Origin of the sequence: Enterobacter cloacae complex sp. S2 (assembly GCF_015159675.1) — a bacterium.
GTDB lineage: Bacteria > Pseudomonadota > Gammaproteobacteria > Enterobacterales > Enterobacteriaceae > Enterobacter > Enterobacter intestinihominis.
Genome location: NZ_JADDTS010000032.1, coordinates 52,808 through 71,719 on the forward strand (window position 1 = coordinate 52,808; position 18,912 = coordinate 71,719).

Here is an 18,912-nt window from a genome sequence, read left to right on the forward strand (position 1 = left end):
GCCTACGGGGAGACAATGTAGGCCCGGTAAGCGAAGCGCCACCGGGCGTTTTTTTACAGTGTATGCTCGGTACGGGCAATAATATCGTCCTGCGCATCCGGTGACAGGGCGGTGAAGAACGCCGAGTAACCCGCGACGCGCACCACCAGGTCACGATACTGATCAGGGTGTTTCTTCGCTTCCAGCAGCGTTTCGCGCGAGACAATGTTGTACTGAATATGCCAGCCTTTATGCACCTCGAAGAAGGTGCGCAGCAGCACCATCAGCTTCTGGCGATCGCTGTCGTTTTCCAGCGTCGACGGGTTCAGCTTCTGGTTAAGCAGCACGCCGCCGAGGATCGCTTCCGTCGGCAGTTTACCCACGGAGCCAATCACCGCCGTCGGGCCGAGGTGGTCGGTACCGGAGGCCGGGCTTGCCCCTTCCGCCAGCGGGGTGTGCGCTTTACGTCCGTCCGGCGTCGCCATGGTTGCTGCGCCAAACGGCACGTTTGCGGAGATAGACGACGTGCCCGCGTAGTAGTTACCCCCAATTGGGCCACGGCCGTAGCGTGGGTTGTGATACTGCTTCAGTTCTTTAATGTAGGTTTCGTAGGCACGGGTCAGCAGCAGGTCCACGCTGTCGTCGTCGTTGCCGTACTTCGGCGCGCCGTTGATCAGGCGCTGGCGCAGCTGCTCGTGGGTCAGCCCCTCGAAGTCATCCGCCAGCGCCGCCGCCAGCTGTTGCTGACCGATAACGCCCTGGTCAAACACCAGCTTCTTCACCGCGGCCAGGCTGTTACCGAGGTTGGCGATCCCCACCTGAAGGCCGGAAACCCAGTCGTACTTCGCGCCGCCCTGCTTAATGCTTTTCGCGCGTTCGATGCAGTCGTCCACCAGCGCCGAGCAGAGAATGTCGTGGACGTTCTCTTCCAGCATGGTGTCCACCACGTACTCGATCTCAATGGATTTGCGGGTGTAGTAGCGGATCTGGTTATCCCACGCCGCCATCACTTCGTCGAAATTGCCGAAATTACCGGCCGAAAGCGCTTTTTCCTGCGGCAGGAATACCTGGCCGCTGGTGGCATCGCGACCGCCTTCCAGCGCTGCCAGCATCACGCGAGCGAAGTTGATAAAGCTCATGCCGGTGCAGCGATAGCCCCACTTTCCGCCGACGGCGGTTTCGATGCAGCCAATCGCCGCATAGTCATAGGCATCGTCCCGTTCCACGCCGAGCTTGATAAATTCCGGGATGACGATTTCATCGTTGTTAAACGCCGGCATCCCGAAGCCGCAGCGGATCACCTGCACGCAGGCGTCGAGGAAGTCGTTGCTCATGCCAGCGTGGTAGCGCACGCTCAGGTTTGGCTGGGTGGAGCGCAGACGGCCGCAGGATTCCAGAATTGCGTAGGAGAGCGGGTTGACCGCGTCCATTGGCTCGCCGTTGACCAGCTTCTGGCCGCCAATGGTGACGTTCTGATACAGCGGGCTGCCCGCAGAGGCTTTGGAGTGCGAGCCGGAGCGGATTTTGTTCACCTCCAGCAGCTTCAGCCAGCAGCTGTGCAGCAGCTCGATGGCGTGCTCGCGATCCAGGCTCTGGTCCAGCTCCACGTCGCGGCGATAGTACGGGTAAAGGTACTGGTCCATACGGGCAAAGGAGACGGAGTGACCGTTGGACTCAATTTGCAGGATCAGCTGAATGAAGTAGCACAGCTGTAGCGCCTGCCAGAAGGTTTTTGGCGGCTGGTGGGCGATGATGTCGCAGTTTTCCGCCATCGCCAGCAGCTCGTCGCGGCGGCTGTCGCGGGTTTCGCTGGCGGCCATCTCACGAGCCAGATCGGCGAAGCGCCTGATGTGCAGGCTTACGGCTTCCAGCACGATATCAATGGCTTTCAGGAACTGATCGCCGTGCAGATCGTCCAGTACCGTCAGGTTGATGCGCGAGCGGCGCTCGGCTACTTTCGCGCGCAGGCCGTTGAGCCCTTTCTCCAGCACCAGCGGAAAATTCACCGCCAGGTGTGCGTCACCGGAGGTCATGTTACCTTCCGCTTTGATGATGCCGGTTTCCAGCAGGCCCTTCTGCTCGTCGGTAAACATACCGTAGCAGCGATCCTGTACCGTCTGGCCGCGCCACCACGGGCAGATTTCATGCAGAACGCGTTTATTCTCTTCGCTCACCGCAAAGCCTGCACCTGGACGGTCCGCCAGATCGTCAATCTCTTTCTCAATCCAGGAGACGGTATATTCTGGGAAGATCGGCGCGGCACGCACTTCGCTGGCCTGGTTACCGATAATCAGCTCGTCGTGCTTGATCCAGATGGTACGTTTTGCCAGGTGGTGGGCGAGGGCCAGCGCGCGACGTACCGGGATCGGCTTGTCCAGATGCTGCTGATACATTTCGGTATAGTGCTGCGCGCGTTCGGTACAGACCGGCGGCTTAACGATATGCACCAGAGCCGTTTTGTGCGCCTTGATGCGCTCGCTGAGGGTGTTGAGATTCAGGGTGGTCATAAGTTTATCCTCGTAAGGTCGCGGTTAACCCTTTCTGGCAGGCATACTGCTGCGCGAAGTCCAGCAGGGCAGGGTTATCCAGCGGTTTGTCAGGGGCAGAGTAGGGTTGGCCGAGCAGGGTGTATTTGTTCATGCCCAGCGTGTGATACGGCAGAAAATGAATATCATCGACGCCGAGTTCATCGGCGGCGAAGTTGGTAATGGCGGTAACCGACGCTTCATCGGCGTTAAAGCCCTGGATCAGCGGCACGCGGATGGTGATCTTCTTCCCGACGGTAGCCAGGCGCTTCAGGTTGTCCAGGATCCGCTTAGCAGAGCCATCGGTCCACTGCTTGAACACCTCGCCGTCGACATGTTTCAGGTCCGCCAGGAACAGATCGACATACGGCAGTGAAGGCTCGATATAATGCCAGGGCACGTGAAGGCAGGTTTCAACCGCGGTATGAATGCCTTGTTCATGGCTGGCTTTAAACAGGGCGTGCGCCAGGTCAGGATTCATAAACGGCTCGCCGCCGGAAAGGGTGATCCCGCCGCCGCTGCGGTCGTAGAAGGGCTTGTCGCGCAGCACGGTGGCCATAATCTCCTCCACCTGCTTCTCTTCACCGCAGACGGTAAGCGCCTGCGTCGGGCAGCAGTCGGTGAGGGCAGTGAGCGTCTTTTCACTTAATTTTTCACGATGGATGATCAACCCGTTCAGCGCACGTTCAACACACCCTGGCGCGGCCTGCTGACACAGGTCACAGCCGTCCAGACACAGACGGGCGTCAAACAGGACGTCCCGCGTGCGGGAGCGGCTTTCCGGGTTCTGGCACCAGCGACAGCCCAGCGAGCAGCCTTTCAGGAACACCACGGTTCGAATACCGGGGCCGTCGTGGGTGGAGTAACGCTGTATGTTGAAGATCATTTTTTTGCCCTCTGATTACATATGAAGATTAAAATACTTTCGAATGAAAGTTATCTTGATGTGGGTCAATTCATGAGCAGGTTTTCTCGTGATAGGGTAAATGCAGGCTAATTTTGAGGGTGACATCATGGAACTTTATCTCGACACATCTGACGTTGCGGCAGTCAAAAAGCTGGCGCGTATCTTCCCGCTGGCGGGCGTGACCACTAACCCAAGCATTGTGGCGGCGGGTAAAACCCCCCTGGAAGAGTTGCTGCCCGCGCTGCACGACGCGCTGGGCGGCAAGGGCCGGCTGTTCGCCCAGGTGATGGCGAAGACCGCCGAGGGGATGGTGGAAGACGCACGTAAGCTGCGCGCGATAATCAATGACCTGGTGGTGAAAGTGCCCGTGACCGCTGAAGGGCTGGCGGCGATCAAAATGCTGAAAGCAGAAGGGATCCCGACCCTGGGTACCGCGGTATACGGCGCAGCGCAGGGGATGCTCTCCGCGCTGGCGGGTGCTGAGTATGTAGCCCCTTACGTGAACCGCGTGGACGCGCAGGGCGGGGACGGGATCCAGACCGTGATTGAACTGCAACAATTGCTGACGCTGCACGCACCGCAGTCAAAAGTGCTCGCCGCGAGCTTTAAAACGCCGCGCCAGGCGCTGGACTGCCTGCTGGCAGGGTGCGAGTCCATCACGCTGCCGCTGGACGTGGCGCAGCAGTTTATTACCTCTCCGGCAGTAGATGCGGCAATTGTGAAGTTTGAGCAGGACTGGCAGGGGGCGTTTGGGCGGACGTCTATTTGATGCTGTTGCCGGGTGGCGCTAGCGCTTACCCGGCCTACGATTTTCTCCCTCTCCCTGTGGGAGAGGGCCGGGGTGAGGGCATCAGGCCGCAGCAGGGTTTAACCTCCGCACACCTCACACCCCGGATTACGCATCAGCTTCATCTCGCGGAACTGACAGGTCATCGCGTCATACATCACGATTTTGCCCGCGGCGGGCGTGCCGTAATGCGCCAGCACCTTAATCGCCTCCATCGCCTGCAAGGAACCAATCACCCCAACCAGCGGCGCCATCACGCCCGCCTCGACGCAGGTCAGCGCATTCTCGCCAAACAGACGGCTCAGGCAGCGGTAGCAGGGCTCTCCCTCAGCGTAGGTGAAAACGCTGATTTGCCCCTCCATGCGGATGGCCGCGCCGGAAATTAGCGGCGTTTTATGGGCAAAGCAGCCCGCATTGAGCTGGTTACGAATGGCGACGTTATCGGTGCAGTCCAGCACCAGGTCATGCCGAGCAATCTGCGCAAACAGCGCGTCGTCATCCAGCATCGCGTCAATCAGGGTGAACTGAACGTTGGGGTTAATTCGCGCCAGCGCCGTGCGCGCAGATTCCACTTTCGGCTGACCAACCGTCGCGTCGCTGTGTAGCGTCTGGCGTTGCAGGTTCGACACCGACACGGTATCGAAATCCAGTAACGTCATGCGGCCGACGCCCGCCGCAGCCAGGTATTGCGCCGCCGCGCAGCCCAGCCCGCCAAGGCCGACAACCAGCACGCTGGCCGCCTTGAGCGCTTCCTGACCCTCGAAATCAAACCCGCGCAGCACGATCTGGCGGTTGTAGCGCATCATCTCCGGGTCGCTCAGTTCCACCGTCATGTCAGCCTCCGAACAGGTGGTTAAAGCGTTCCACTTCAACCCATTCGCCCGCCTCAACGTGGCCGCGATCGCGCTCCAGCACGATAAAGCAGTTACCCTGGCTGAAGGAGCTAAAGATGTGCGAACCCTGATGCCCGGTGGTGCTCACCTCCAGCTCGCCATCGGCGTTGCGCGCCAGAATGCCGCGCTGGAAATCGAGACGGCCCGGAGATTTTTTGAGGCGCGTTGCCGCCCGCACGCGCACACGTTCCGGCAGCGGGTCGGCATTGTTGCCTGAGAGCTTCGCCAGCAGCGGGATCACCAGCTGGTAGAAGGTCAGCGCGGCAGAGACAGGGTTACCCGGCAGGCCACAGAACCAGCTGTGCGGAAGTTTGCCAAACGCGAACGGTTTGCCCGGTTTAATCGCCAGCTTCCAGAAGGCGATTTCACCCAGCTCTTCAAGCAGGGTTTTGGTGTAATCCGCTTCGCCAACCGAAACGCCGCCGGAGCTGAGCACCACGTCGGCAGAGGCGTCCGCGTCGATAAACGCCGTGCGCAGTTTCTCCGGATCGTCAGGAATGATGCCGAGGTTAATCACCTCGCAGCCCAGTTGCTCAAGCATCAGGTGCACCGCCAGACGGTTGGTGTCGTAAATCTGCCCCTCGTTCAGCGGCTGACCCGGAAGCTGTAGCTCGTCTCCCGTGGAGAACACCGCCACGCGTACCTTGCGGACAACGTCAATCTCCGCGATGCCAAGCGATGCCAGCACCGGCAGTTCGGCGACCGTCAGTTTTTGCCCGGCGGCAAAGACCGTTGCGCCGAGGGTAATGTCTTCCCCGATGTGGCGGATATTCTGTCCCGCTTTGACGCTGGCGGTAAAACGCACGCCGTCGTCCGTTAGTTCGGTCTCTTCCTGCATCACCACGGCTTCACAGCCCTTTGGCACCGGCGCGCCGGTCATAATGCGCACGCAGGTGCCCGCTGGCCACTCACCGTTGAACGGCTGCCCGGCAAAGGCTTTACCTGCCACCGGCAGCGGCTGACCCGTTTGCAAATCCGCCAGACGTACGGCATAGCCGTCCATCGCCGCGTTATCGAACCCCGGCACGTTCAGCGGCGAGACGATATCGCGCGCGGCAATACGGCCAAAACAGCGCACAAGCGGCAGCGTCTCAACGTCGTGCAGGGGAGTAATACGATCAAGCATCTGCGAGAGTGCCGTCTCAAGCGGCATCAGTCCGGCGGTAAAATCCATGGTGGGCTCCTGCGGAGTAACAACGAAAGCGCTCATTATGGCAGAAAAGTGCGGCTAACTGTATGACCCGATGGGTGTAAGCTTTACATCACAGTTGCGTCTTTCTATATTCAAAAATCATCTGAAGATTCGTCGACGATAATGATATTTATAGAAAAAGCAGCCAGCCAGGCTGATGGGTGATGCGAAATGAGTAAAGCGGTTATCGCAATTCATGGCGGTGCCGGGGCAATCACCCGTGCACAGCTCAGTCCCGAGCAGGAGAAGCGTTATATTGATGCGCTGAACGCCATTGTGGAAACAGGCCAGCGCATGCTGGAAGCGGGCAAAAGCGCGCTGGACGTGGTGACCGAAGCGGTGCGCCTGCTGGAGGAGTGTCCGCTGTTTAATGCCGGTATTGGCTCGGTCTTTACGCGCGATGAAACGCATGAACTGGATGCCTGCGTGATGGACGGTATCACCCTGAAAGCGGGGGCGGTGGCGGGCGTCAGCCGACTGCGCAATCCCGTGCTGGCCGCGCGTCTGGTGATGGATCAAAGCCCGCATGTGCTGCTGACCGGGGCGGGGGCGGAGAAATTTGCCGTCGAGCACGGGATGGATACGGTCTCGCCCGATCTTTTTTCCACCGAGGAGCGTTACCGGCAGTTGCTGGAGGCCCGTACAGCGGGGATGACGCAGCTGGACCATGCCGCGCCGCTCGATGAACGCAGCAAAATGGGCACGGTAGGCGCGGTGGCGCTGGATAAAGCCGGTAACCTCGCCGCCGCGACGTCGACAGGCGGTATGACCAACAAGCTTCCCGGACGCGTCGGCGACAGTCCGCTGCCGGGGGCCGGGTGTTACGCTAATAACGCCACGGCGGCTGTGTCATGCACCGGAACCGGCGAAGTGTTTATCCGCGCGCTGGCGGCCTACGACATTACCGCGCTAATGGATTACGGCGGATTAAGCTTGAGTGAGGCCTGCGAGCGGGTAGTGATGGAGAAACTGCCGGCGCTGGGCGGGATTGGCGGCTTAATTGCGGTGGATCGGGAGGGCAACGTGGCTCTGCCGTTCAACAGTGAAGGGATGTACCGGGCGTGGGGGTATGCCGGCGATGCGCCCAGCACAGGCATTTATCGTGAATAAGGGGGCATTGCGTGCCGCACCGTGAAGAGCTGGACAGCTGCGAAGTGCTGGCTGTCCACCAACTGAATATTGCGTTTCAGGAAGAGCGGCAGTTCATCCCCGCAGTACAGAATTTATCGTTTTCGCTCAGGCGCGGCGAGACGCTGGCGATTGTTGGCGAATCAGGTTCCGGTAAATCCGTTACCGCGCTGGCGCTGATGCGTCTGCTTGAGCAGACGGGCGGGCAGGTCACCAGCGAGCGGATGCTGTTGCGCCGTCGCAACCGTCAGGTTATCGATCTCAACGAGCTGAGCGCGTCCCGGATGCAGGGGGTGCGCGGGGCAGATATTGCGATGATTTTTCAGGAGCCGATGACCTCCCTGAACCCGGTCTTCCCGGTGGGCGAGCAGATTGCCGAATCTATCCGCCTGCATCAGGGACTGAGCGGTGATGAGGCGCTCAACGAAGCTAAACGGATGCTGGAGCTGGTACGTATCCCTGAGGCGCACGCGATTTTGTCCCGCTATCCGCATCAGCTTTCCGGTGGCATGCGCCAGCGGGTGATGATTGCGATGGCGCTGTCGTGCCGTCCGGCGGTGCTCATTGCGGACGAACCCACCACGGCGCTGGATGTCACCATTCAGGCCCAGATCCTGCAACTGATTAAGGTGTTGCAGCAGGAGATGGAGATGGGGGTGATATTCATCACCCACGATATGGGGGTGGTGGCGGATATTGCCGATCGGGTGCTGGTTATGCATCAGGGCAATGCCGTGGAAACCGGCTCGGTGGAGCAGGTCTTTCATACGCCGGTGCATCCTTATACTAAAGCGCTGCTGGCGGCGGTCCCGCGTCTGGGGGCCATGAATGGCAGTGATTTTCCGCGCCGTTTTCCGCTGTTCTCTCAGACCGAACAGGGCCAGCAGGAAGACGAAACCGAGCAGAACACGGTGGTTTCCGGCAGGCCGATCCTTGAAGTGCGTGAACTGGTGACCCGTTTCCCGCTGCGCAGCGGGATCCTTAACCGCGTGAAGCGCGAAGTGCATGCGGTTGAATACGTCAGTTTTGATCTCTGGCCGGGCGAAACGCTGGCGCTGGTGGGGGAGTCCGGCTGCGGTAAATCCACCACCGGGCGGGCGCTGCTCAGGCTGGTTGAGTCGCAGGAGGGGAGCATCACCTTCAACGGTGAGCGCATCGATACACTCCCCAATGGTAAATTGCAGGCGGTGCGCCGGGATATTCAGTTTATTTTTCAGGATCCTTATGCGTCGCTCGATCCGCGCCATACGGTGGGGTACTCGATTATGGAGCCGCTGCGGGTGCACAACCTGCTCGACGGTGAAGCCGCGCAGCGCCGCGTCGCGTGGCTGCTGGAGCGCGTGGGCCTGAAACCGGAGCATGCCTGGCGTTATCCGCACGAATTTTCTGGCGGTCAGCGACAGCGTATCTGCATAGCCCGGGCATTGGCCCTGAATCCGAAAGTGGTGATTGCGGATGAGTCCGTGTCAGCGCTGGATGTCTCCATCCGCGCGCAAATCATCAATCTCCTGCTCGATTTACAGCGGGATTTGGGCATTGCGTTTCTGTTTATCTCTCACGATATGGCGGTGGTTGAGCGGATCAGCCATCGCGTGGCGGTGATGTACATGGGGCAAATTGTTGAAATTGGCCCCCGTCGGGCGGTATTTGAAAACCCGCAGCATCCGTACACCCGCAAGCTGATGGCCGCCGTACCGGTTGCCGATCCTGAGCATCGTCACGCCCAGCGCGTGCTGTTGCAGGACGAAATGCCGAGCAATATTCGTAAACGGGGCGAAACCCTGGAGCGCGTGGCGCTGCGTGAGGTGGGTCCCGGTCATTTTGTCGCACCACCGCGTCAGGGCAATGCATTCTCGCGGTTATAACTTACAACAGTCAGGAGAACACAATGGTTCCTTTTGTTGCTCGTAAATGGCTGCTGGCCGCGAGCGTGACGGCTGCGCTGGCCGCCGCCCCCGCGTTCGCAGCGAAAGACGTGGTGGTGGCTGTGGGGTCTAACTTCACGACGCTGGATCCGTATGACGCTAACGACACCCTTTCTCAGGCGGTGGCAAAATCCTTCTACCAGGGGCTGTTCGGCCTGGACCGCGAGATGAAGCTGAAAAACGTGCTGGCGGAAGGCTATACCGTGTCGGACGACGGGCTGGTCTATACCGTTAAGCTCCGTACCGGCGTGAAGTTCCAGGACGGCACCGACTTCAACGCCGAGGCGGTTAAGGTCAACCTGGACCGAGCCAGCAATCCGGAAAACGGTCTTAAGCGCTACAACCTGTATAAAAATATCGCCCAAACCGAGGTGGTTGATCCGGCGACGGTGAAGATCACCCTCAAAGAGCCGTTCTCGGCGTTTATCAATATCCTGGCGCATCCCGCGACGGTGATGATTTCCCCTGCGGCGTTGAAGAAATACGGCAAAGAGATTGGCTTCCACCCGGTGGGGACCGGACCGTACGAACTGCTTACCTGGAACCAGACCGATTATGTGAAGGTAAAGAAATTCGCCGGATACTGGCAGCCGGGGCTGCCGAAGCTGGATACCCTCACCTGGCGGCCGGTCGTGGACAACAATACCCGCGCCGCGATGCTGCAAACCGGCGAAGCGCAGTTTGCCTTCCCGATCCCCTACGAACAGGCAGCGCTGCTGGCGAAAAACAGCAAGCTGGAGCTGGTGGCCAGCCCGTCGATTATGCAGCGCTACATCAGCATGAACGTCACGCAGAAACCGTTTGATAACCCGAAGGTGCGCGAAGCCATCAACTACGCCATTAACCGCCAGGCACTGGTGAAGGTGGCCTTTGCCGGCTACGCCACCCCGGCGACGGGCGTGATGCCGCCAACCATTGAGTACGCGCAGAGCTATCAGCCGTGGCCGTACGATCCGGCGAAAGCGCGGGAACTGCTGAAAGAGGCGGGCTATCCGAACGGCTTTAGCACCACGCTGTGGTCGTCGCATAACCACAGTACCGCGCAGAAGGTGCTGCAATTTACCCAGCAGCAGCTGGCGCAGGTGGGCATTAAAGCCAGGGTCACGGCGATGGATGCCGGACAGCGCGCGGCGGAAGTGGAAGGCAAAGGACAGAAAGAGAGCGGCGTGCGGATGTTCTACACCGGCTGGACGGCTTCAACCGGTGAAGCGGACTGGTCCCTGTCGCCGCTGTTTGCTTCCCAGAACTGGCCGCCAACGCTGTTCAATACCGCGTTCTACAGTAATCCGCAGGTGGATAAGGATCTGGCCGATGCCCTGAAAACCACCAAACCGGAAGAGAAAGCGCGCCTGTACAAAGAGGCGCAGGACATTATCTGGAAAGAGTCGCCGTGGGTGCCGCTGGTGGTGGAAAAACTGGTCTCAGCCCACAATAAAGCGCTGACCGGTTTTTACATCATGCCGGATACGGGCTTTAGCTTTGACGACGCGGATCTAAAATAAAACTCATGCTGAATTATGTGTGTAAACGCCTGCTGGGGCTTATCCCGACGCTGCTGATTGTGGCCGTGCTGGTGTTTTTGTTTGTCCACATGCTGCCCGGCGATCCGGCGCGTTTGATTGCCGGACCGGAAGCGGATGCCACGGTTATAGAACTGGTGCGTAAACAGCTCGGTCTTGACCAGCCGCTGTATCGGCAATTTCTGCGCTACATTGGCAATGTCCTTCAGGGCGATTTCGGCATCTCGATGGTGTCGCGTCGTCCGGTGTCGGAGGAGATTGCCAGCCGCTTTATGCCCACCTTCTGGTTAACGATTGCCAGTATGAGCTGGGCGGTTGTGTTTGGCCTGGGCGCGGGGATTGTCGCCGCCGTCTGGCGCAACCGCTGGCCGGATAAGCTCGGTATGGCGCTGGCGGTCACCGGTATCTCTTTCCCGGCGTTTGCGCTGGGTATGCTGCTGATGCAGATTTTCTCCGTCGAGCTGGGCTGGTTGCCCACCGTCGGGGCCGACACCTGGAAGCACTACATTCTGCCCTCTATGACGCTTGGCGCAGCCGTTGCGGCAGTGATGGCCCGCTTCACCCGCGCCTCCTTTGTCGACGTGCTGAGCGAAGATTACATTCGCACCGCGCGGGCAAAAGGGGTGAGTGAGAAATGGGTCATTCTGAAGCATGGTTTTCGTAATGCGATGATCCCGGTGGTCACGATGATGGGGCTACAGTTCGGCTTCCTGCTGGGCGGCTCTATCGTGGTTGAGAAGGTCTTTAACTGGCCGGGGCTGGGGCGCCTGCTGGTCGACTCGGTCGATATGCGTGACTACCCGGTTATTCAGGCTGAAGTTCTGCTTTTCTCGCTGGAGTTTATTCTTATCAACTTAGTGGTGGATGTGCTGTACGCCGCCATTAACCCGGCCATCAGGTATAAGTAAGATGCGATTACTGAACTGGCGTCGCCAGGCCATTTTAAACGCTATGCCGGGGATCAGGCCGGACCATATTCGCACCCCGTGGGTTGAGTTCTGGCGTCGATTCCGTCGTCAGCCCGTCGCTATGGTCGCCGGGTTGTTTGTGTTACTGCTGATCCTGGTGGCGATTATCGCCCCCTGGATAGCCCCGTTTGATGCGGAAAATTACTTCGATTACGACCGGCTGAACGATGGACCGTCGATGATGCACTGGTTTGGCGTGGACTCGCTCGGGCGCGATATTTTCAGCCGCGTGCTGGTAGGGGCGCAGATCTCGCTGGCGGCCGGGGTCTTTGCTGTGCTGATGGGCGCAGCAATTGGCACCGTGCTGGGGCTGGTGGCCGGGTATTACGAAGGCTGGTGGGACCGCATCATCATGCGTATCTGCGACGTGCTGTTTGCCTTTCCCGGTATTCTGCTGGCGATTGCCGTGGTGGCGGTGATGGGCAGCGGCATGGCGAACGTCATCATCGCCGTGGCGGTATTCACGATTCCCGCTTTCGCGCGCCTGGTACGTGGCAACACGCTGGTGCTGAAGCAGCAGACCTTTATCGAGTCGGCCCGCAGCATGGGAGCCAGCGATACCACAATCCTGTTCAGCCATATTCTGCCGGGAACGGTCTCGTCTATCGTGGTCTATTTCACCATGCGCATAGGCGTGTCGATTATCTCGGCGGCCAGCCTGTCGTTTCTGGGGTTAGGCGCACAGCCGCCGACGCCGGAGTGGGGCGCGATGCTGAACGAGGCGCGGGCGGATATGGTGATCGCCCCGCACGTGGCGATCTTCCCGAGCCTGGCGATTTTCCTGACCGTGCTGGCGTTTAACCTGCTGGGGGATGGGCTGCGCGACGCGCTGGATCCGAGGATTAAGGGGTAGGTTTTTGCAGGAACTTACCCCTCACCCTAACCCTCTCCCCTGAGGGGAGAGGGGACTGCTCGGTGCGGTCTGTTCCCCCTCGCCACTTTGGGGAGAGGGCCGGGGTGAGGGGTTAAAGATTAAACCCGGCTGCCCCACAAATCATACTCGTCGGCGTTTTCAACCTTCACGCGAATAATATCGCCCGGCTTGACGTTGGTTTCCCCGTTCAGGTACACCGCGCCGTCGATTTCAGGCGCATCCGCCATGCTGCGGCCAATCGCGCCTTCTTCGTCCACTTCGTCGATAATGACCAGAATTTCGCGGCCCACTTTCTCCTGCAAGCGTTCAGCAGAGATCTGCTGTTGCAGCTGCATAAAGCGGTTCCAGCGTTCCTCTTTGACCTCTTCCGGTACCTGGTCCGCCAGCTCGTTGGCCGTTGCGCCTTCAACCGGGCTGTACTTGAAGCAGCCCACGCGATCCAGACGCGCTTCTTTCAGGAAGTCGAGCAGCATCTGGAAATCTTCTTCGGTTTCACCCGGGAAGCCAACGATGAAGGTGGAGCGCAGGGTCAGATCCGGGCAGATCTCGCGCCACTGCTTGATGCGCGCCAGCTGGCGGTCAACGGATCCAGGACGCTTCATCAGCTTCAGAATGCGCGGGCTGGCGTGCTGTAACGGGATATCCAGATACGGCAGTATTTTGCCTTCCGCCATCAACGGAATCACGTCGTCAACGTGCGGGTAAGGGTAGACGTAGTGCAGACGCGTCCAGATCCCGAGCTTAGCAAGCTGCTCGCACAGGCCAACCATGCTGGTTTTTACCGGCTCGCCGTTATGGAAGCCGGAGCGGTGTTTGACGTCCACGCCGTAGGCGGAGGTGTCCTGGGAGATGACCAGTAACTCCTTCACGCCCGCGTCGGCCAGGCGTTTGGCTTCTGCCAGCACCTCGCCAATCGGACGGCTCACCAAATCGCCACGCATCGACGGGATGATGCAGAAGGTGCAGCGATGGTTGCAGCCTTCGGAAATTTTCAGGTAAGCATAGTGGCGCGGCGTCAGCTTCACGCCCTGTTCCGGCACCAGGCTCAGGAACGGGTTGTGCTTTGGCTTTGGTACGTAGTGATGAACATGTTCCAGCACCTGCTCGTAGCTGTGCGGGCCGGTGATCTCCAGTACCTTCGGGTGCACTTCGCGGATCTGATCCACCTTCGCGCCCAGGCAGCCGGTGACAATCACTTTGCCATTTTCCGTCAGGGCTTCACCAATGGCTTCCAGTGACTCCTGGACCGCGCTGTCGATGAACCCACAGGTGTTGACGATCACCATGTCGGCGTTGTCGTAGCTTGGCACCACGTCATAGCCTTCAGTGCGAAGTTCAGTCAGGATGCGTTCGGAATCCACCAGGTTCTTCGGGCAGCCCAGGGAGACAAAGCCGATTTTCGGCGGGTGCGTAACATTGCTCATAGGTTAAAAATTCATCAATTATGGAGTTATCAGGGCGGGATTTTACAGCGTATCGCGGGGGATTTATACACTCTTGATGGCGCAGTTGAGGCGGGCAATCGTTGTAACATTGTAAAGAATGTTAATCAGTTATCGTTTATTGATCTCAGGCATCACATTGTACAAAAAATGACCTTATTATTAATAGGGTAACATGGCTGACAGAGGAGGAAATAGCATGTCCGTTGACAGACTGAAACGCGATCTGCTTAACAAGCTTATCAACGCCCGAATCGACCTGGCTGCATATCTGCAACTCCGCAAGGCGAAAGGGTATATGTCAGTCAGCGAAAGCGAAAATCTGCGTGAAAATTTCTTTGAACTTTGCAATTTCATGCGTGAAAAAGCACCCATCCTGAAAGCGCACTGCGCTGAAAACGAATTAGTGGCGCTGCGCCGCGCCGCCGAGGTGCTTTCCATCGCAGGGGTCTGTTTGATGAACGGACGTCACGACTGCCCGAATTTTATTGCCGTTAACGCGGAGAAGCTTGAAAACTGCCTGACCACGCTCGCGCTTTGCATCATGTGTCTGAACAAGCCGGAAACGCTTGCCCGACACTGAACCTGGGGGAGGCAACTCCCCCTTTTGATTAAGCTTTTGTAAAAGTGTTAACGCACCCGGGAACAGTGGCTAATCTTTAAGCCATATGCCGATAAAGGAGTGCGTTATGCCTCGATCCTCGCTGCTTTTCCTCCCTGTACTGTTATTCCCGCTTTCGCTGCTTGCGGCGCCCGAGACGGTTAAGATCGACGTGCTACAGACAAAACTGGATCACCCCTGGTCGCTGGCGTTTCTGCCTGATAATAAGGGGCTGCTGATCACGCTAAAAGACGGGCAGCTTAAGCACTGGCAGGCAGGGAAAGGGCTCTCCGATCCGATTGTCGGCGTGCCGAAGGTCTGGGCGAGCGGCCAGGGCGGATTGCTGGACGTGGTGCTGGCCCCGGATTTTGAACAATCACGGCGGATCTGGCTCAGCTTCGCCGAGGCGGGTGATGATGGAAAAGCGGGCACCGCGGTGGGCTACGGGCGGTTGAGCGATGACCTCTCGCGCATTGAGGGCTTCCAGGTGGTGTTCCGACAGATGCCGAAGCTCTCTACTGGCAACCACTTTGGCGGACGGCTGGTGTTCGACGGCAAAGGCCATCTCTTTATTGGCTTAGGTGAAAACAACCAGCGCCCGACGGCGCAGGATCTGGATAAGCTTCAGGGCAAGGTGGTGCGCCTGACGGAGGACGGGAAAGTGCCGCCGGATAACCCGTTTGTGAACACCGCCGGTGCACGGCCTGAAATCTGGTCTTACGGCATTCGCAACCCGCAGGGGATGGCGATGAACCCGTGGAGCGACGCGCTGTGGCTTAATGAACACGGCCCTCGCGGCGGGGATGAGATCAACATTCCTGAAAAAGGCAAAAACTACGGCTGGCCGATGGCGACACACGGGATCAACTACAGCGGCCTGAAAATCCCGGAAGCGAAAGGCGAGCACGTTGAGGGCACTGAAAAACCGCTGTTTGTCTGGAAAGTGTCGCCCGCCGTCAGCGGCATGGCGTTCTACAACAGCGACGTCTTCCCGCAGTGGAAAAACAAGCTGTTTATCGGCGCGCTGAAGGAGAAAGACGTCATCGTGCTGAGCGTGAAGGGCAATACCGTGACGGAGGACGGGCGCATTCTTGGGGATAAAGATCAGCGAATTCGCGATGTGCGCGTCGGGCCGGATGGTTATCTGTACGTGCTGACCGACGAGACGGACGGGCAGCTTTGGAAAGTCAGCCCGTCCGGGTCGTAATCAGGTCACCGGGATCATCACCACGTTGCGATACGCCGGGCGCTCGCTGAGCTGCTGGATCCAGCGCTGAAGGTGAGGGCGCGGGGTCCAGCTGAGACCCATGTTAGTGAGGTTCCAGACGAAAGGGGCGACGGCGATATCGCCCACGCCGAACGTGTCGCCGGAGAACCAGGTATGCTTCGCCAGTTCGTCGTTCATCATCACAAACAACGACTCGCACGCGTCCTGGGCGGCATGAATGGCGGGATAATCACGATCGGCTTCCGGCGTACGGATAAGCCCCATCAGGATCACGCGGTGCGTTGGGGAAAGCGTCTGGTTTGCCCAGTCCATCCATTTTTCGCCCTGCGCGCGCTGGGCTGGATTTTCTACCCACAGCCGACCCTGGCCGTACTGCGCGGCGAGGTATCGCACGATGGTGTTAGACTCCCACAGCGTGGCGTCTGTCTCGTCATCGCGCAGTAGCGGCACCAGTCCGTTTGGGTTCATCGCCAGGTAGTCCGCGTCTTTATTCACGCCAAACTCCAGGCCTGCCATAACCTGCTTGAACGGTAAATCCAGCTCTTCCAGCGTCCAGAGCACTTTTTTCACGTTGGTCGAATTGTTCCTGCCCCACAGCGTAATCATATTTACTCCCGATGAGATGTGAATCCGAGTCAGCTTTTCGCCATGGTGAGATAAACCTAACAATTACGCAACAGATGCTAAAAAAAACACCGCAATCAAAGCGTATCTGAATGTTATTGCATAAACTTTAAAAACTTTACCTGGAACAGGTTTCTTTGAAGGCTGTAGTGCGCTATTACTCATCGCTTCTTGCGACACGGTGATTGTGACGTGATTTTTAGAATGGACACTCGGGTGGCATTTATGACGCAAAAAACTTCCTCTCTGCGCAGCCTGGCGGCAGGCTCGGCGCTGCTTTTCCTTTTTGCCCCAACGCTCCATGCGGCGGAACAGACAGCGCCCGAAGCGCCGCCTGTTGATGCGCGCGCCTGGATCCTGATGGATTACGCCAGCGGGAAAGTGCTGGCGGAAGGTAACGCCGACGAAAAACTCGACCCGGCGAGCCTGACGAAAATTATGACCAGCTATGTGGTCGGCCAGGCGTTGAAAGCGGGCAAGATCAAGCTGAATGACATGGTCACCGTTGGGAAAGATGCCTGGGCGACCGGTAATCCGGCGCTGCGCGGCTCGTCCGTGATGTTCCTGAAGCCTGGCGACCAGGTCTCCGTGTCCGATCTGAATAAAGGGGTCATTATTCAGTCGGGAAATGATGCCTGTATTGCGCTGGCCGATTACGTCGCGGGCAGTCAGGACTCATTTATTGGGCTGATGAATGGCTACGCGAAAAAACTGGGTCTGACCAATACCACTTTTAAAACTGTTCACGGCCTGGATGCGCCGGGTCAGTTCAGTACCGCGCGCGATATGGCGTTGCTGGGCAAAGCGCTGATCCATGACGTGCCGGATGAGTACGCTATCCATAAAGAGAAAGAATTTACCTTCAACAATATCCGCCAGCCTAACCGTAACCGTCTACTGTGGAGTAGTAACGTTAACGTGGACGGCATGAAAACTGGTACAACTGCCGGGGCCGGATACAACCTGGTGGCTTCTGCGACGCAGGGCGATATGCGCCTGATCTCAGTGGTGCTGGGAACGAAAACCGACCGAATTCGTTTTAACGAATCCGAAAAACTGCTGACCTGGGGTTTCCGCTTCTTTGAAACCGTCACGCCGATTAAGCCGGACGCCACCTTCGTCAGCCAGCGTGTCTGGTTTGGTGATAAAAGTGAAGTGAACCTGGGAGCAGGTGAAGCGGGTTCCGTCACCATTCCACGCGGTCAGCTGAAAAACCTGAAAGCCAGCTATACCCTGACCGAGCCACAGCTCACCGCACCGTTGAAAAAAGGTCAGGTGGTCGGGACGATAGATTTCCAGCTTAACGGCAAATCTATTGAGCAGCGTCCGATGGTGGTAATGGAAGCGGTGGAAGAGGGCGGCTTCTTCAGCCGGATGTGGGACTTTGTGTTAATGAAATTCCACGGCTGGTTTGGCAGCTGGTTCAGCTAAGTTTTTGCCGGGTGGCGGCTTCGCCTTACCCGGCCTGTAACGGCTCGAACGTAGGCCGGGTAAGCGCAGCGCCACCCGGCATAACCTCAATACATCAACTTCACCTGCTGCGCTTTCGCGTATGCCACCAGCTCGTCATCCGGGCGGCAATCACTGACGATGGCGTCAAAGCGCGACAGTTCTCCCATCCTTGCCGGACGGACCTTGCCAAATTTACTGTGATCAACCACCAGCACATGCTGCTGCGCGGCGTTGAGCGCCCACTGTTTCACCGGTAACTCTTCAAGATTAAAACAGGTTGCCCCCTGTTTCACATTCACGCCCGCCGCAGAGTAAAAGGCGATATCAGGGCATACATTGCTCAGCGTGTCCTGAATATTCAGCGGCTTGAAGATGGCGTTGCTGGCATGAAACTCGCCGCCACACAAAATCACCCGGCATGCTGGTTTCTCCTGCAAAGCCAGGAAGGTATTTAGCGAATAACAGACGGCGGTAAAGGGAACGGTGCTGTCGATGGCCTCGATGATCCACGGGGTTGTCGTACCGCAGTCAAAAAACAGCGTTTGATGCGGCTGCACCAGCGAGGCGGCGAGCCGCGCGGCTTTGCGCTTCTCTTCCACCAGGCGTGTTTTTTGATCGCTTAACAGATAATGGCTGGCGCTACGCGGCTCCAGAACAATATACCCGCCAAGCAGCACAACGGGGGCGCTGTCGCTGTTCAGATCGCGACGAATGGTCATTTCAGACACGCCAAGCAGGGAAGCGGCTTCCTTAAGATGCAGCTTATCGCTGCGCTTCAGCGCCTGAAGCAGCTGAGCAATGCGGTCATCGCGACGTGTTTCCATAGATCCTCGGGCTAAAAAAGTGAGCCCCCGCAGGGCGGGGGCT

At 58.4% G+C, this 18,912-nt stretch carries 16 protein-coding genes; 9 read left to right on the forward strand and 7 right to left on the reverse strand.

Annotated elements, in window-relative coordinates; translation table 11 throughout:
- Positions 1–53: 53 nt before the first annotated feature.
- Together IPZ49_RS14855 and IPZ49_RS14860 are read right to left on the reverse strand one after the other, a co-directional pair.
- Positions 54–2,486 carry a formate C-acetyltransferase/glycerol dehydratase family glycyl radical enzyme gene (locus IPZ49_RS14855; RefSeq protein WP_063146184.1) on the reverse strand — a complete coding sequence of 811 codons (2,433 nt, stop codon included), beginning with the start codon at positions 2,484–2,486 and terminating at the stop codon, positions 54–56.
- A gap of 4 nt (positions 2,487–2,490) precedes the next feature.
- Entirely contained in the window at positions 2,491–3,390 is a 900-nt protein-coding gene (locus tag IPZ49_RS14860) for a glycyl-radical enzyme activating protein (protein WP_023299664.1), read from the reverse strand.
- Between the two features lie 127 nt (positions 3,391–3,517).
- Here IPZ49_RS14860 and fsa point away from each other — a divergent pair, with 127 nt between their 5' ends.
- Complete coding sequence (gene fsa, locus IPZ49_RS14865; RefSeq protein WP_032624911.1) at positions 3,518–4,180, forward strand: fructose-6-phosphate aldolase; 663 nt, start codon at positions 3,518–3,520, stop codon at positions 4,178–4,180.
- A 98-nt stretch (positions 4,181–4,278) separates the two neighbouring features.
- On the opposite strand, the gene moeB is transcribed toward fsa, so the two are convergent.
- Both moeB and moeA read right to left on the reverse strand, forming a co-directional pair.
- Positions 4,279–5,031 (reverse strand): molybdopterin-synthase adenylyltransferase MoeB, encoded by a 753-nt coding sequence (gene moeB / locus IPZ49_RS14870; protein WP_038415730.1) that lies wholly within the window; start codon positions 5,029–5,031, stop codon positions 4,279–4,281.
- A gap of 1 nt (position 5,032) precedes the next feature.
- A complete protein-coding gene (moeA, locus tag IPZ49_RS14875; protein WP_058646145.1) occupies positions 5,033–6,265 on the reverse strand; it encodes a molybdopterin molybdotransferase MoeA in 1,233 nt (410 codons plus the stop codon).
- Between the two features lie 189 nt (positions 6,266–6,454).
- Here moeA and iaaA point away from each other — a divergent pair, with 189 nt between their 5' ends.
- Genes iaaA through gsiD form a run of 5 tightly spaced genes read left to right on the forward strand, consistent with a single transcriptional unit; the run spans position 6,455 to position 12,677 of the window.
- A complete protein-coding gene (iaaA, locus tag IPZ49_RS14880; protein ID WP_063146183.1) occupies positions 6,455–7,393 on the forward strand; it encodes a beta-aspartyl-peptidase in 939 nt (312 codons plus the stop codon).
- A gap of 11 nt (positions 7,394–7,404) precedes the next feature.
- On the forward strand, positions 7,405–9,276 hold the full coding sequence (gene gsiA, locus IPZ49_RS14885; RefSeq protein WP_063146182.1) for a glutathione ABC transporter ATP-binding protein GsiA: 1,872 nt from the start codon (positions 7,405–7,407) through the stop codon (positions 9,274–9,276).
- Positions 9,277–9,299: 23 nt separating this feature from the next.
- Positions 9,300–10,838, forward strand: coding sequence for a glutathione ABC transporter substrate-binding protein GsiB (gsiB, locus tag IPZ49_RS14890; RefSeq protein ID WP_063146181.1), 1,539 nt, complete (start codon positions 9,300–9,302; stop codon positions 10,836–10,838).
- Positions 10,839–10,843: 5 nt separating this feature from the next.
- The gene (gene gsiC / locus IPZ49_RS14895) at positions 10,844–11,764 is read left to right on the forward strand and encodes a glutathione ABC transporter permease GsiC (protein WP_006809475.1); all 921 of its coding nucleotides are present in this window, start codon (positions 10,844–10,846) and stop codon (positions 11,762–11,764) included.
- Position 11,765: 1 nt separating this feature from the next.
- Entirely contained in the window at positions 11,766–12,677 is a 912-nt protein-coding gene (gene gsiD / locus IPZ49_RS14900) for a glutathione ABC transporter permease GsiD (RefSeq protein ID WP_045308524.1), read from the forward strand.
- 119 nt (positions 12,678–12,796) lie between these two features.
- On the opposite strand, the gene rimO is transcribed toward gsiD, so the two are convergent.
- On the reverse strand, positions 12,797–14,122 hold the full coding sequence (gene rimO, locus IPZ49_RS14905; RefSeq protein WP_022647549.1) for a 30S ribosomal protein S12 methylthiotransferase RimO: 1,326 nt from the start codon (positions 14,120–14,122) through the stop codon (positions 12,797–12,799).
- 217 nt (positions 14,123–14,339) lie between these two features.
- Between rimO and bssR the strand changes: the two genes are divergently transcribed.
- A complete protein-coding gene (bssR, locus tag IPZ49_RS14910; RefSeq protein ID WP_038415734.1) occupies positions 14,340–14,723 on the forward strand; it encodes a biofilm formation regulator BssR in 384 nt (127 codons plus the stop codon).
- Positions 14,724–14,829: 106 nt separating this feature from the next.
- Positions 14,830–15,948 carry a PQQ-dependent sugar dehydrogenase gene (locus IPZ49_RS14915; RefSeq protein WP_063146179.1) on the forward strand — a complete coding sequence of 373 codons (1,119 nt, stop codon included), beginning with the start codon at positions 14,830–14,832 and terminating at the stop codon, positions 15,946–15,948.
- Here the strand turns inward: IPZ49_RS14915 and IPZ49_RS14920 are convergent, their stop codons facing one another.
- Positions 15,949–16,575, reverse strand: coding sequence for a glutathione S-transferase family protein (locus tag IPZ49_RS14920; RefSeq protein ID WP_063146178.1), 627 nt, complete (start codon positions 16,573–16,575; stop codon positions 15,949–15,951). It abuts the gene before it with no gap.
- 243 nt (positions 16,576–16,818) lie between these two features.
- Here IPZ49_RS14920 and dacC point away from each other — a divergent pair, with 243 nt between their 5' ends.
- Entirely contained in the window at positions 16,819–18,024 is a 1,206-nt protein-coding gene (dacC, locus tag IPZ49_RS14925) for a serine-type D-Ala-D-Ala carboxypeptidase (protein WP_063146215.1), read from the forward strand.
- An 86-nt stretch (positions 18,025–18,110) separates the two neighbouring features.
- Here the strand turns inward: dacC and deoR are convergent, their stop codons facing one another.
- Positions 18,111–18,869 carry a DNA-binding transcriptional repressor DeoR gene (gene deoR / locus IPZ49_RS14930; protein WP_022647554.1) on the reverse strand — a complete coding sequence of 253 codons (759 nt, stop codon included), beginning with the start codon at positions 18,867–18,869 and terminating at the stop codon, positions 18,111–18,113.
- Between the last annotated feature and the right edge of the window lie 43 nt (positions 18,870–18,912).